The organism is Flavobacterium sp. K77 (genome assembly GCF_021608205.1).
Classification (GTDB): domain Bacteria; phylum Bacteroidota; class Bacteroidia; order Flavobacteriales; family Flavobacteriaceae; genus Flavobacterium; species Flavobacterium turcicum.
On the sequence record NZ_JAKIHO010000002.1, the window covers coordinates 238,063 to 252,110 of the forward strand.

Consider the following 14,048-nt stretch of genomic DNA (forward strand, 5'->3'; position numbering starts at 1 on the left):
CATGAATATAAAATTTATCGCGCACGATGCCAAATCAAGTTCCAGTTGTTCAGGGCTTGTAGAATATCTAAATAAGGAAAACGAAATTGACACTGATAAGGTAAGACTTCAGGAGAATTTTTTCAATCAAGAATATTCAGAGACACAACCTTTGCAAAACATAAAAATGGATGACGTCAAAGATACTGTGGATTCGAATAGAGGGTCTCGGAAACTAAGCGAATCTAATTTTTACATGCTAAATATTTCGCCGAGTAAAGATGAATTAAAACACCTAGAAAAAATTGCCGTTGCCGAATTAACCCAAAGAGGATACGATAAAAACAGTCCTGTTCATGAAGAAAGCAAACAAGAGCTTATCAAAATGCAATTGAAGCTTTACACCAAAAATCTAATGTCTGAATATGCTTCAAATTTCGAAAGGGAAGTCTTTATTAATCCCCACAAGGTTCCGAACAATGAGGAAAAGAAAGCTCTAGAAATGGAAACTAATAAAATTTACAAAGACTACTTGAGAGAAAGAGGAATAGAGATCAAAGAAAATACAAATCCGAAAGAATGGAAGGAATTGAAAGATTTGAAAATTATTTCGGAAAATAAAAAATCTTTGAAAGTTGAACTGGATTTGGAAGGTTTTGGAAACAAAGAGGTTTCTATTCCAAAAACACTTTTACATGAACAAAAAAATGGAACCTATAAAATTCCTCAAAAATTGTATGATAACAAAGTAAATGAAGCAATTGAGAAAGAATACGGAACCAAAAAAGAAAGTATTTACAAAGGCCTCGCCCAACAAAAAGGGTTTGATTTGAGCAAAAGACAGCTTACGGGGGATGATTTACTTTGGTATGGAAAAGTAGAGACACAAAGGCATTACAACCACAAAGACAGGGAGGTTATAAGAAATAAGGAGCTGTTACGAGAAATTGAAATCGAAAAAAATAATCCTGCAAAAATAAAGGAATTGGAAGCCAAACTAAACAGAGATCCATTAACCAAGGAAGTAATCAAACACGACACTTTGAAAGGTGGCGACAACTTTCACGTACATGTTTTAGTCTCTAGACATGATAAAACCAATCATAACGCACGGGATAAAATATCACTGTCTCCATTGTCAGCCGCAAGGGACAAAATGCTTTTAGCTGGAAAAAATCAAGTTGGTTTTAATCGTAGTGCTTTTTTCAAAACGGCAGAGCAAACTTTCGATAAAAAATTCGAATATGCCAGACCCATTCACCAATCGTATGAATATTTTAATGATAAAAAGAAAAATTATAATATTGAAAAGTCCGAAAAAGAATTAGGAAATAAAATATCCAGTGGGGTAAAAAACGAGGCTAAAAATTTCATATTTAAGCACACTGGGTTAAATGAGGTAAAGCAACAATTGAACCCAATTCAAAGTATAAAAGAGCAAATCCCATTTGCTAAGATACCGACTAGTTTCCCAAAATCCATAACGGATTTGTCAATAAAAGTTGTGAGGAAAATTCTTGATAGTGGTAAGGATTTGGGCTACTAATCCCCTCGCTAAGTTTACAAAAATAATAACCGTTTAAATTTTAAAACATGCCGAAAATTATATTAATAACACACCAAAAAGGTGGAGTTGGTAAAAGCACTCTTACTTTTAATCTTGCACAAAATATTGCTGCAAATTCTAAAGTTGCCGTATTAGATTTTGATTTACAAGGAAGTTTGAGCCAATTAGAAGAATTGGTTACTGATTTTAAAATAATTCCCTATCAAGATAAATTGGAAAGTATTTCAGAGCTGCAATATGATTTTATATTCATAGACACTCCCCCTTATTTATCTAATCATTTAGCTAAACTGATTTCAATATCAGATTTAATTATTGTGCCAACTAAAGCAGGTATTCTAGATCTGCTTGCCATAAAAAGCACCCTTACCCTTATTGAACAAGAGAAAAGAACTATGGATACCTTGGTTGTTTTCAATATGATAAAACCAAACACGACTTTAACCCTAGACATTTTAATTGGCTTAGAAGAATATAACGTGAAAACAGCTACTACGCATATTAGTGATTTGGTCGCTTTTACACGCTCAGTCTTGTTAAAAGGGGTTTCCAATGATAAAAATGCACAAAAACAGATTGACCAACTTACAAAAGAAATTTTAACCAAGCTAATATGATTATGGAAAAATATAAATCTATAAATCTATAAGTCTATAAGTCTATAAAAATACAAATCTATCATTATGGAAAAACAAAACATCAATGACCTAATTAACAAGGCGAAATCAAGCAATCAGCAAAAAGCAATTCAAAAAATTGTTCCTATTGTTACCAAAGAAATAGAAGAAGTCCAATTTTCTTTTTATATTGAAAAAGAACTACTTAAAAAACTAAAGCTTAAAGCCCTGCAAGAGAATACCAGTATGAAGCAAATTGTCAACGAGGCTGTGAAATCATTTCTTATTTAAACTTGATCTTTGATAGATTAATTAATTTAAAATTGATATCGCTCTTTAAAAACTTTGACTAAATTTGAAACTAATATAAGATGTAGCAAAATACAGTTTTAGAAATAAAAATATAAAGTGTTTAGCTTTTGAATTAGTACTATAAAATCGCCAAAATTAATAGCACGCTAATATCAAAACTAAGACGCCCATGCCTAGCGTGGGCTGTTCTTGTTTGGTGTGCGGGTGTTTGGCGATACCTATAGTGCTAACAAGAAACAGTTCCACGCTTTTTTTAAAAACGTCATGGGAAATATAAACGAAAAAGTCTCTAATATTCGAGTTCAAGTTTCAGAAAAATGTACTGAAAGAGAGAAATCAATCATTGAATTGTACTGGAAGTTTAATGGTTTTGAATTTTTAAATACAGTCAAAAGTATCATGGAAACTTTTGAAATTTCTCAAAGTCAGCTAAACAAACTTATTTCTTCACGTGGTTTACTACTGTTTTCTATTCCTTGTGGGTCTTGTCCTAAATTTGATGATTTTCAAGCATCTAGTAGATTGAATTTTAAATCAATTATAAATCAAGCATTGACAAGTAATCTTATTTCAACTTATAAGTGCAATTTTTGCAACAGTAAAGAACTAGAAGAAGCTTATTTGAAAAATGTTCAAGAACAAAAAAAAATAAATGAAAATTTAGAAAAAGCCATTGAAACTGAAAATTGGCTACACCTTTCTAATTTTCAAAAAGGAATGCTATGTAATTGCTTCAAAATGAATTTTGTTGAATTAAAAAAACATTATCATCCCTTATTAGGTTCAGATAATTGGATTCTATTTATTGAATCATTGGAAGCTATTGAGGCTTATAATCTTTTGAGTTTACAAAGAGACTCAACCACGAAAGAGATCATAAATTATCGTTACTTAGATAAACTAGCTAGTTTTAAAAATGAAATCTCAATAAAAGAAACGATTACCAAAAGCTCATTTGATCTAGATATTGAAACAAATGAATTAAAATTTAGATTAACCACTAATAAAGATCAACATTACCCTGATCGTCCTTCTCATACAGGAACTATAATCTTCAATCAGAAAATAGTTATTGAACCTGGAGTAGAATATATTTATGGACTATGGAAAAGAGACAATGACAATCTATATTTGACTATGATTCCAAAAAAGAATTTAGAACTTTTACCAACTTATGGAAGTTCGCTTAAAAGGAAATAATTACAAAAAATGATTTTTTTTTGATCAGTACAAAAAAAATTACGTTTCTATAAAACTAGATTTATAGAATTATATAATTCTAATTTTATAGAAAATATTAAAAGTGCTAATCAGAATTGCCAAAAGTTATTTTCATATTTTTTTATTTTTTTCTTACATTTATTTTAACAACTCTGTTAATTTATTTGCTGTGATTACAATTTACTATAAACTATACATAACCAAAGAAGTAAAAAGCATAGTAGTTAATTGTCTAAAGAATGCAGTACTCCGAAAACTATTAACTCAGTTTAGTTTCACTATTTACGGGGAGCAACAAAATGTTTCAGACTTAATTGTTACTGCAACTTTTATTTGGGCGACTTACCCGATTGTCAGCAACAGCATGATATGATGCTTTTGATTATTGATTTTTTAAATGCTTGTCCTAAAGGGGAACTCACTTCGCTATATTTCTATTTATTAAATAAAAAATACATGGAATAATACGATAACTTTAAAGTTGATTTAAAAGATTCAGATGATTGCATTGAACGCCTTAATTATAAATTCAGTAGCGAATTAGCATACAAACTGTACAATCCAGAATCATCAGAACTAAAGGAAGAACTGCGTAAAGAATTACGAAATTTACGTATCGGATTTGCTTGTGAGTTTGATTTTTCATTGGTTAATAAATCTTCAATTCTTGAAATAGAGGAAATGTTAGAGAGATATTGCGATTAAAGACATATTATTAGTCCTAAAAACTTTATTAATTTTGAAATAGAAATATATAAATCTACATTTATATAGAACTATAAATCTATTGTAGTTTTCACTACAAGAGCTATCTAGCCTTATTTTTATAATAATCAAAAAAGAAATTTTTTACTTTAAAATCAGTTACTAACCTTAAACTAATTATTATTTTATTGAAATTGTATAAAATTGTTAATAAAATGTTCAATATATTGCACTTTATTGTGCTCGGTTTACTATTTTTGTTCAATAAAATACGAAATAATCTACATAAAGGGATTAATTATAAAACCAATTGAAAAAGGACAAATCGTAAAATTTCATACGCCGCTACAAGAAGAGAATCCGAATCAATTGTTTGTTGTGTTGGAGGTAACAGCTGATGATGAAAGACCTAGAGCAGATATTCAAGCTTTGAATACAGGTTAATCTTTTCCGCCAATTAATAAAGTTCGTTTAGGTGATTTAGAAGTAGTAGAAGTTGATACAAATGATTTAATTGGTCATAAAGTAACAATCAATAAATCCGACTATTCTCAAGTGGAAGGAAGAGTGATTAAAGTGAGTGAACAAAAAGTAGAAGTTAATCTTTCTAATGGAGTTCATGGTGTTGTAACGAATGTTTGGCTTATGGTGGTTGATAATGATGGTGTAGAGCACTTAGGAACCTTGTTTGTCAACCCAGAGTAAAGAATCAAAAGAGAGCAAAATTAAAACATTAGTATTATGAGTATATACATTAGTGAAGAAGAAAAACTAAAACATCCATACTATAAATTGATGGAATTGAAAGGAGAAGCTTTGGAAAAAGAATTAAATTCTTGGTCTAGGTTAGATTTAATAGAATGGTTGTGTTGGAATGATCGTAATGGTGTTTACAAAGACGAAGAATCTTTACAAGAATTTGGAAATACGGTTAGTAAAGAAGAAGCGATTGAAATTATTACTAGACAAATAACAGAAGCTTAAAAAATGAAAACCGAGGTAAAACTAACATCCAAAAATATAGATGAGTATCTCAATAGTTGCCGCGTAAAGATTGGCGAATCTATTCGTGAAATCAGAGAAAAGAGAGGGTATAATCAAGAGCAATTAGCAGAAATTATGAATATTAGTAGAACTACCATATCAAAAATTGAAGGAGGTAAATTTAATTTTAGTATGGATTATCTTTCTAAATTTTCATGGTTTTTAGAATTTGATTTTACGGTAATTAATAACAAAATATAAGAATACTAAATTAATAAATGAAGGAATTAAAATTTATTGACCTTTTTGCAGGTCTAGGTGGTTTTCATTTGGCTTTGCATGATTTAGGTCATTCATGTGTTTTTGCAAGTGAATTAAATAGCGAACTTAGAGATTTATATGAAAAAAATCATGACACCAAAATTGAAGGTGATATTAATTTAGTTGATGTAAATAAAATCCCAAGTCATGATATTCTTTGTGCTGGTTTTCCTTGTCAACCTTTTTCAAAAGCTGGTGCTCGATTAGGTTTAGAAGACCCAAGAAATGGAAATTTATTTTACAAAATAGTAGAAATATTAAATCGTCATAAGCCTGAGTTTGTCTTTTTAGAAAATGTTGCAAATTTAAAAGGTCATGATGATGGTAATACTTGGAAAGTAATATTTGATGAATTATCAAAATTATATGAAGTAAAAGAAGAGATTTTATCACCACATCATTTCGGTATTGCTCAACACCGTTCAAGATTTTATATTGTTGGAAGATTAAAAGAAAAAGGAGGATTACAAGATTTTAAATTTCCTGAGAAAGAGGAAAAAGAAAATATAAGTATACATGATATAATCATTCTTGATGATAATGATTTCATGACATTTAAAGATACTACAAAAAACCATTTAGCGATTTGGCAGGAGTTTTTAGATTATTTAAAACCTGAAGAAGTTCCTAGATTTCCAATCTGGGCTATGGAATTTGGGGCAGACTATCCTTTTGAAGGTAAAGCTCCAATTAAGTTAGATGCAAAAGATTTGAAAAACAAGAGAGGAACTTTTGGAACTTTAATACAAGGAAACTCATTTGATGACATGCTTAAATGTTTACCGACTTATGCTCAAGATGGGTTAAAAACTAATCAAAGTGAATTTCCTGTTTGGAAAAAGTATTATATCCGTGCTAATAGAGAATTTTATAAAAAGCATAAGGAATGGTTAGATAATTGGATTCCAAAAATTTTAGAATTTGAAAATAGTCACCAAAAGTTTGAATGGAACTGTGGTGATAAAGGACCACTAACAATTAACGATAAAATAGTTCAATTCAGACCATCTGGTATAAGAGTGAAGCAACCAACTTACTCACCAGCATTAGTGCTTACAACAACACAAATTCCAATTTTCCCATGGCTCGGAAGATATATGACTAGAAAAGAAGCAGCTAAATTGCAGTGTATGGAAGACTTAAAAGAGTTACCACCTACAGTTGCAAAAGCATTTAGAGCATTAGGAAATGCAGTAAATGTTGGAGTTGTAAAAAAAATAGCAATTAATCTGATTAGAGATTATGAATAATATAGAAAACGTATCAATAAAAATCCAAACTGGTGTTTACGGCCAATTTAGAAACTTAAAAAATACTGCTTGGTTTGCTTTAGGTGAATATGTAGATAACGCTGTTCAAAGTTTTGAAAATAATAAATTAAGACTAAAAGCGGCCAATAATAACAATTACCAATTTGAAGTAAGAATTAATATTGATAAAGACAATGACTTTATAAAAATATACGACAATGCAGCTGGGATTGATATTGACAATTATGTAAGGGCTTTTGAACCTGCAAAAATTCCTATTGATAATACAGGTCTTCATGAATTCGGAATGGGTATGAAAACTGCCTCCATTTGGTTAGCTGATTTATGGTCAGTTAGAACTGCTGCGCTAGATGAAGATGAAGAAAGATTGGTTGAATTTGATTTGAAAAAAGTATTAGCTGAAGAAAAGGAATTATTGGAAGTAGAAACTTTAAGGAAAGAAATGACAACACATTTCACCGAATTAACTTTAAATCAACTTTCAAAAAATGCACCATCTAATCATCAGATTGACAAGATAAAAAGACATTTATTAAGCATTTATAGAAAGTTCATTCGCAACGGTGATATGAAACTTTTTATCAATGATGAAGAATTAATATATGAAGAGCCGGAAATATTAAAAGCTCCTTTTTATACTGATCTTAATGGTTCTTCTATTGAATGGAAAAAAGAAATAAATTTTTCATCAGGAAAATATAAAGTGAATGGTTTCATTGCAATACTTAGTACAATGAGTTCAAGTACTGTCAATGGGTTATCACTTTTTCGTAGAGGAAGAGTTATTGAAGGTAGTCATGATGAAAAATATAGACCAAAAGTATTATGTGGACAAAATGGTTCTCCAAGATATAAAAGAATTTTTGGAGAGTTAGAACTAGAAGGATTTTCAGTTAGTTTTAATAAAGGGAGTTTTCAGGAACATGATGATTTAGAAGCATTAATGGAGGCTTTAAAAACTGAAATATCAAGTAAAGATTTTGATTTATATACACAAGCAGAAAAATATATAAAACCTAAAACCATTGAAGACAACAAAGTTGTTGGTAAGAACATTGTTAATACTTTAAAGAAAACTGCTGACAAAGAAGTGCTTAAAGCTAAATTAGATACTTCAATAAAAGAAATTGAAAATCTATCTCTTGCTGCAAGTAATATTGAGTTTTCTAATAAAGCAGAAACAATTGACTCACATGAAGAAATCATTGAATTGAAAGGTGAAAAATATAAATTGCGCCTTGATTTAATAACTGAACATGCTGTATCTGATTTATATTCAATGATAATTCTGGAAGATGAACTTTTTTCAAAAAAAGTAATTTATAAAATAAATTTGGCTCATCCTTTCTTTACTCGATTTGAAAAATTAAAAAAGGAAGAGGATTATCAACCCATTCTGTTAATTATTAGGTCGCTTGTTTTAGCAGAAATTATTGCACCATCTCAGGGAACTAAAGGAGCTGGAAATGTAAGATTGAATTTCAATTCTTTTATAAAAAACCTTTAAAATATGGCGGATACAATTAAAATAATCAATGAAAATAAATCTGAATTTAATATAATTCAAGGTTCAAGAACCTTAGATTTAATAAATCGGCTTACAAAATTAGATAGTCAGGAAAAGGAAACTTTGTTACATGAATCTGAAAGTATTTTAAAAAACTGTATAAATCCTGTTGAAACTATTGGAAGTACTACAGGTATTGCTATTGGTTATGTTCAAAGTGGTAAAACTATGTCATTTACCACATTAACTGCGTTAGCAATTGATAATGGCTTTCGCATTATAATATATTTTGCTGGAATTAAAAATAACCTCCTTGAGCAGACTACAAATAGATTAAAAAAAGATTTACTTACTGATTCAGATAATAGTAGGTTTTATAAAGTATATCAAAACCCTACTATTAAAAATAATGTTCATTTAAAAATAAAAGGAGCTTTATTACTCAATCAAAAACCTGCAATTTTAATCACTATTTTAAAGCGATTTGATTCAATTGACTCATTAACTAAAGTTTTTGAAACATTTGAAGTAAAAGAAGCTCTTGGTAATAATGGTGTTTTAATAATTGATGATGAAGCTGACCAAGCCAGTTTGAATACTTATGGAAGAAAAAACAGCAAAAGTGAAGATTGGGAAGAAGATGAATTTAGTTCTACTTATTCAAGCATCTTAAATTTGAGAGCTGCACTAACTAACCATTCTTATATTCAATATACAGCAACACCACAAGGTCCATTATTGATTAATATAATGGATTTACTTTCTCCAAAATTCCACAAAGTATTAACTCCAGGAAAATCATATACTGGCGGCAAAACATTTTTTGAAGATAATACGGATTTGATAATTTCTATTCCTGAAAATGAAGTATATCATCATAAAAAAAATCAACTTTCTGAATGCCCACAAAGTTTAATTAATGCACTACAAGTTTTTATATGTGGTGTTGCAATTACTGTAAATATAAAAGGGAAAGAGAATTTTCTATCTATGTTAATTCACGCAGATAGCTTAAAAGATGTTAGTCGTCAATTTCACGATTGGGTAAAAATGTTAAAAGATAGCTGGGAAGATAGATTACAATTGCCTGATGGAGATCCAAGCAAATCAGAACTTATTGAACAATTCAAAGAGAATTATAGTGAGGCAGTTAGAAGGATTCAAAATCCACCAGAGTTTAAAGAGGTAATGGTTGAAGTCTTGCAAGTTATACTTGATACAAATATTGAATTAGTTATCGCAGGTTCTAAAGAGATTGATTGGAGTAATGCAACAGCTCATATTTTGGTGGGTGCCGATATGCTTAATCGTGGCTATACAGTAGAAGGCTTAATGGTTTCATATATGCCAAGATATAGTATTGGTAAATCTAATGCAGATACTATTCAGCAGCGTTGTCGTTTTTTTGGATATAAAAGAAATTTCCTAGATAGTTGTAGAGTATATCTACCAAACGAATCTATAATGGAATATCGCGAATATGTTGAGCATGAAGAGATATTTAGAGCTAATTTAAAAGAGCATTCTTTAGAAGAATATGAGCAACTTTTAATTTTAAGTGGAAATGTAAATCCAACAAGAAATAACATTTTATCAGTTGATTTGATAAAGCATAAACTTAGCGGATGGAGACAACTTAATGCTTTGCAACATATAGATGAAAATAATGTTTTTGTAGAGAAATTTATAGCCAACAATACTTTTACAAACTTTGAGGATTTTGTCACTCCTGACAGACGCCATAGATATATAAAAATTGATATTAATGCAGCAATAGAATTTTTAAAGAATTTCAAAATTGCTAATATGCCAGATGCCTTACGAAAGTCCTCTACTATTCAGTATCTTAGGTTTTTAGCTGATAAAAAAGAAGTAAATCATGTTTATATTTTTCAAATGGCTTATTCAGTTGAAGAAGGAAGACGAAGAAGTTTAGATACTGAAGAAGGTAAATTAAAAATTAGTAATATTTTTTCAGGTCGGGCATTATCTGGAACGGATAAATATCCTGGAGATAAAGGTGTGAGTTTTGAAGATTCAATTTGTATACAAATACATAGGATTAGATTAAAACATCCATCAATGCAATGGGACAATAAATTAGTTCACACTCTTGGTATATATTATCCAGAAGATTTTGCACATTCATTTGTTGGCATTAATAAATAAACCTATGCATTCTATTTTTAAAATATTTCAAGATTTAAAGAATGAAACACCTAGTAAAATAGATGGCTTCACTATTGCTAATTTACCCAAAATAAAAAATCATAAAATTGGATTGTCTAAAGACGGTTTGCCTTTGTTTTTTATTAAATGTGAGAATGAAACTAATGAAAAATCATTGGACTATAATTTAGAATCTATATCAATTCAATTTAATCAAAAATGTCAATTATTATCTAATGATAAAAAAATTGCAAATGGTGTTTATACTGTAATTGCATTAAAAACGGATTCAATTGATTTACAAGAGTATTTTTTAAATATCTTATATTTTGTTATCGTAAAGCTTCCAGAAACAACAAAGTTAAAAGAACTTAAAATTGAAGTTGAAAAACTAGTTAGCTTGTTTAATAAATTCTCAAAATTGCCAACTAAAACAGTTCAAGGGCTTTGGGCAGAATTATTAGTTATTGAGCAATCAAGCAATCCAGAATATTTAGTAAAAGCTTGGCATTATTCTCCAAAAGATAAATTTGATTTTAATGATGGTATAGATAAAATAGAGGTAAAAAGCACATCCAAAAGTAGAAGAATACATAATTTTTCTTTGGAACAACTAAACCCTAACAAAAATTCAAAACTCATCATAGCTTCTGTATTTGCAGTTGAAACAGGAAAAGGTAAAACTATTTTTGACGTTGTTAAATTGATTGACGAAAAAGTAAAAAACAAAGATGTATTATTTAGGATAAATGAAGTGCTTGTAGAAACGTTGGGGATCGATTTTGAAAAAATTTTTGAACACTATTTTGATTATCAACTTGCTATCGATTCATTGGCTTTTTTTGATAGTGAATTAGTTCCTAAAATTGAAACTTCGTCCATTAGACTAGAAGTTTCAAATATTCATTTTGATTGCGATTTATCAAAAACTGAAGAATTAAAAAAAATGCCAACCAATTCTTTGTTACATAAATCTTTAATAAAACAGACAATTAGTTAATCTACAATATGAGGAATATATTAGCCAAAGAACTTAAAATAAAATTCGTTGAAACTCTTAGCGGTATTGACGGATTTAGTTATGAAGATGGAAATCCATTTTTTATAGAAATTTACGATAAACCATTTTTTATTTTTCTTAAAAATTTATCTCCAGCATATTTCAAAAACTCTCCAGATGTAACTCGTGTTCAATTGCCATTTAGCGACCATTTTGACAAAATATTTAAAGCCAATATACCATTTGTAATTCTAGGTTATGATGTGGATAATGATACTGTGGTTTGTTGGAACCCATCAAAAATTAAGGAACGATTAAATGCGAGGAACAATGTTTCTTTATATTCCAGAAACTCTCTTCAATCGGATATTAAAAAGGATGAAATTAAAACAGGTTTCCTTTCCAATGGAGAAAAAATAATTCTTTTTAGAAGAGAAAATTTGGATTTATTTTTTGAAAAAATTCCTGTTTTATTTGATGATAATCAAATTAAAATTAAAGATAATGAGGATTTAGTCTCGGAGCCAGCCGAAATTTATTTTCCAGAGAAACTTTATGAAATAACAGACACTCAAGTATTGAATTTGTTAAACCCGTTATTAGAAAAAAACAGAGTTCTTGAAGCGGTTGAGATTTGTACCAAGTATTATTTTGACAAATATAAAAGTATGACCTTTAAAGATTGGTTTAATTTAATTAATACTTTATATAAAAAGCAAAATTGAAACTTATTAGATTGAATAAAAATAAAGAGAGTGTATTAGTATGTTTACTTTTAACACTTTAGAATAGATTAAAAATTGTAAAATCAATAATTTTATATCATTTTATGGAAAAAAATCCTTTTTCTCTTTTTGACTTTCTTGGTTATTTCATACCCGGTGCCTTTGGTTTATTTTTATTTTATTTTTTGCAAAATATTAATGGCTTAGAATATTATTTTTATTATGAAAATATCAAAACATTAAATACGGATATTTCAATTGTTCATATTACATTTTTCGTAATATTATCATATACTTTAGGTCATATTTTAAGTTTTCTTTCTACTTTGACAATTGAAAATTTTACAGTTTGGATGTTTGGTTATCCTTCTAAAAATCTTCTACTTATTAATGGTTCGGGTACATATTTTGAAAAAAAACGAAAAAATGAAAATATTGATAAAAAAGCAACATTTGTATCTTATAGTCTTAGATTTTTACTATTTGTTTTCTTGTCTCCGATTTCAATTTCAAGTATCACTATTGGTAAGTTATTAGACCTAAACAACTCTGTTTACAAGAAATCATTAGGAGAACCATATATTAATTTAATTAAAACTGAAATTGAAGTTGTTTTTAAAAGGCTAAATAATAACTTGCAAATTGATTTTATAAATCACGACTATAACAAATTATTAATACATTATAGTTATAACGTCAACGCCCCACACCAACCTAAACTGATGAATTATGTTTCCTTATACGGTTTTTTAAGAGTAATTAGTTTAGTGTTTAATTTACTTAGTGTTTTTATGTTTCTGAAGATATTTTTATTTAACGAAAATCTAAATATAAATTTAAGCGAAGAATTTAATAATGAATCAATTATCTTTTTTATTTCAGCATTTTTAACTTATATTTCTTATTTGGGATATTTAAAATTCTATCGAAGATATACTCAAGAAAATTTGATGATATTACTTTTAAAATAGCCGATCACTTGTTAGTAAATCGTTTCTAAACTTTATGAAGTTATCGTCCTGCTAATTTGATTTAAGCGTTTCAAATCTATATTTTCACCAGAGAGTCATCTAAAAACGCGGGGAAAATGAAATTCCCGAAGTTTCCTAACTTCGGGGTTATTTTTTAAACTAGTCGCAAAATGCAATACTACTGCCGCTAAAAATTTATTTAAAAATTATTTTATTCAACAAATCGTTTTTCTTCATTATCCTGTGTTAGTGTAAAATCTGATAATTTATTAATTTTAGAAAAATTTTATATGATGAAAGAAATAGATAAAGTTGCCCTGATAGTATTAGAAAACGGGAAAATTTTAAGCACTAAATCGATAGGCAAAAATAAATATTACATACCGGGAGGAAAAAGAGAAAATAATGAAAAGGATCACGAAACGTTAATACGGGAAATTAAAGAAGAATTGAGTGTTGATATTTTGCAGGAAACAATTATTTACGTAGGAACATTTATCGCTCAATCTGACGGAGATACAAAGGGTATCAATGTAAAAATGAACTGTTATAAAGCAGACTACTTAGGGGTTTTAAAGAAAAATAATGAAATAGCAGAAATTAGGTGGCTTAGTTATAAAGATCTGGACATAATATCTGAAGTAGACAAAATTATTTTTGATTTTTTGAAAAATAAAAATGAGCTATTTTAAATAAATA

Annotated in this window: 15 protein-coding genes; all 15 read left to right on the top strand. The window is 28.7% G+C overall.

Annotated elements, in window-relative coordinates; all coding sequences use genetic code 11:
• The first annotated feature begins 1 nt into the window (after window position 1).
• The 15 genes from L1S34_RS06715 (at window position 2) to L1S34_RS06785 (ending at window position 14,041) form a co-directional block, all read left to right on the top strand.
• The gene (locus L1S34_RS06715) at window positions 2-1,525 is read left to right on the top strand and encodes a DUF5712 family protein (protein ID WP_236363354.1); all 1,524 of its coding nucleotides are present in this window, start codon (window positions 2-4) and stop codon (window positions 1,523-1,525) included.
• Window positions 1,526-1,572: 47 nt separating this feature from the next.
• The gene (locus L1S34_RS06720) at window positions 1,573-2,163 is read left to right on the top strand and encodes a ParA family protein (RefSeq protein WP_236363355.1); all 591 of its coding nucleotides are present in this window, start codon (window positions 1,573-1,575) and stop codon (window positions 2,161-2,163) included.
• Window positions 2,164-2,229: 66 nt separating this feature from the next.
• Window positions 2,230-2,454 carry a hypothetical protein gene (locus L1S34_RS06725; RefSeq protein WP_236363356.1) on the top strand — a complete coding sequence of 75 codons (225 nt, stop codon included), beginning with the start codon at window positions 2,230-2,232 and terminating at the stop codon, window positions 2,452-2,454.
• Window positions 2,455-2,739: 285 nt separating this feature from the next.
• Window positions 2,740-3,675: a hypothetical protein gene (locus L1S34_RS06730; protein WP_236363357.1), complete on the top strand. Its 936-nt coding sequence runs from the start codon at window positions 2,740-2,742 to the stop codon at window positions 3,673-3,675.
• Between the two features lie 930 nt (window positions 3,676-4,605).
• Window positions 4,606-4,845: a hypothetical protein gene (locus tag L1S34_RS06735; protein WP_236363358.1), complete on the top strand. Its 240-nt coding sequence runs from the start codon at window positions 4,606-4,608 to the stop codon at window positions 4,843-4,845.
• Window positions 4,846-4,956: 111 nt separating this feature from the next.
• Window positions 4,957-5,106, top strand: a complete 150-nt coding sequence (locus tag L1S34_RS06740; protein ID WP_236363359.1) for a hypothetical protein — start codon at window positions 4,957-4,959, stop codon at window positions 5,104-5,106.
• 36 nt (window positions 5,107-5,142) lie between these two features.
• Window positions 5,143-5,385, top strand: a complete 243-nt coding sequence (locus L1S34_RS06745; protein ID WP_236363360.1) for a hypothetical protein — start codon at window positions 5,143-5,145, stop codon at window positions 5,383-5,385.
• 3 nt (window positions 5,386-5,388) lie between these two features.
• Window positions 5,389-5,646: a helix-turn-helix domain-containing protein gene (locus L1S34_RS06750; RefSeq protein ID WP_236363361.1), complete on the top strand. Its 258-nt coding sequence runs from the start codon at window positions 5,389-5,391 to the stop codon at window positions 5,644-5,646.
• Window positions 5,647-5,663: 17 nt separating this feature from the next.
• The gene (locus L1S34_RS06755) at window positions 5,664-6,956 is read left to right on the top strand and encodes a DNA cytosine methyltransferase (protein WP_236363362.1); all 1,293 of its coding nucleotides are present in this window, start codon (window positions 5,664-5,666) and stop codon (window positions 6,954-6,956) included.
• Window positions 6,949-8,484: an ATP-binding protein gene (locus L1S34_RS06760; RefSeq protein WP_236363363.1), complete on the top strand. Its 1,536-nt coding sequence runs from the start codon at window positions 6,949-6,951 to the stop codon at window positions 8,482-8,484. The genes L1S34_RS06755 and L1S34_RS06760 overlap by 8 nt, the downstream gene beginning before the upstream one ends.
• Window positions 8,485-8,487: 3 nt before the next feature.
• The gene (locus tag L1S34_RS06765; protein ID WP_236363364.1) at window positions 8,488-10,653 is read left to right on the top strand and encodes a Z1 domain-containing protein; all 2,166 of its coding nucleotides are present in this window, start codon (window positions 8,488-8,490) and stop codon (window positions 10,651-10,653) included.
• Between the two features lie 4 nt (window positions 10,654-10,657).
• Window positions 10,658-11,653, top strand: coding sequence for a PD-(D/E)XK motif protein (locus tag L1S34_RS06770; protein WP_236363365.1), 996 nt, complete (start codon window positions 10,658-10,660; stop codon window positions 11,651-11,653).
• Between the two features lie 8 nt (window positions 11,654-11,661).
• Window positions 11,662-12,378: a hypothetical protein gene (locus tag L1S34_RS06775; RefSeq protein WP_236363366.1), complete on the top strand. Its 717-nt coding sequence runs from the start codon at window positions 11,662-11,664 to the stop codon at window positions 12,376-12,378.
• Window positions 12,379-12,482: 104 nt separating this feature from the next.
• On the top strand, window positions 12,483-13,349 hold the full coding sequence (locus L1S34_RS06780) for a hypothetical protein (protein ID WP_236363367.1): 867 nt from the start codon (window positions 12,483-12,485) through the stop codon (window positions 13,347-13,349).
• A 293-nt stretch (window positions 13,350-13,642) separates the two neighbouring features.
• Complete coding sequence (locus L1S34_RS06785; protein ID WP_236363368.1) at window positions 13,643-14,041, top strand: NUDIX hydrolase; 399 nt, start codon at window positions 13,643-13,645, stop codon at window positions 14,039-14,041.
• Window positions 14,042-14,048: the final 7 nt, after the last annotated feature.

What these genes read in the sequence shown, in the direction of transcription:
- L1S34_RS06745 (WP_236363360.1), top strand. Translation starts at nt 5,143, where the DNA reads ATGAGTATATACATTAGTGAAGAAGAAAAACTAAAACATCCATACTAT.
- L1S34_RS06755 (WP_236363362.1), top strand. Translation starts at nt 5,664, where the DNA reads ATGAAGGAATTAAAATTTATTGACCTTTTTGCAGGTCTAGGTGGTTTT.
- L1S34_RS06775 (WP_236363366.1), top strand. Translation starts at nt 11,662, where the DNA reads ATGAGGAATATATTAGCCAAAGAACTTAAAATAAAATTCGTTGAAACT.
- L1S34_RS06760 (WP_236363363.1), top strand. Translation starts at nt 6,949, where the DNA reads ATGAATAATATAGAAAACGTATCAATAAAAATCCAAACTGGTGTTTAC.
- L1S34_RS06785 (WP_236363368.1), top strand. Translation starts at nt 13,643, where the DNA reads ATGAAAGAAATAGATAAAGTTGCCCTGATAGTATTAGAAAACGGGAAA.
- L1S34_RS06770 (WP_236363365.1), top strand. Translation starts at nt 10,658, where the DNA reads ATGCATTCTATTTTTAAAATATTTCAAGATTTAAAGAATGAAACACCT.
- L1S34_RS06780 (WP_236363367.1), top strand. Translation starts at nt 12,483, where the DNA reads ATGGAAAAAAATCCTTTTTCTCTTTTTGACTTTCTTGGTTATTTCATA.
- L1S34_RS06720 (WP_236363355.1), top strand. Translation starts at nt 1,573, where the DNA reads ATGCCGAAAATTATATTAATAACACACCAAAAAGGTGGAGTTGGTAAA.
- L1S34_RS06730 (WP_236363357.1), top strand. Translation starts at nt 2,740, where the DNA reads ATGGGAAATATAAACGAAAAAGTCTCTAATATTCGAGTTCAAGTTTCA.
- L1S34_RS06715 (WP_236363354.1), top strand. Translation starts at nt 2, where the DNA reads ATGAATATAAAATTTATCGCGCACGATGCCAAATCAAGTTCCAGTTGT.
- L1S34_RS06725 (WP_236363356.1), top strand. Translation starts at nt 2,230, where the DNA reads ATGGAAAAACAAAACATCAATGACCTAATTAACAAGGCGAAATCAAGC.
- L1S34_RS06765 (WP_236363364.1), top strand. Translation starts at nt 8,488, where the DNA reads ATGGCGGATACAATTAAAATAATCAATGAAAATAAATCTGAATTTAAT.
- L1S34_RS06750 (WP_236363361.1), top strand. Translation starts at nt 5,389, where the DNA reads ATGAAAACCGAGGTAAAACTAACATCCAAAAATATAGATGAGTATCTC.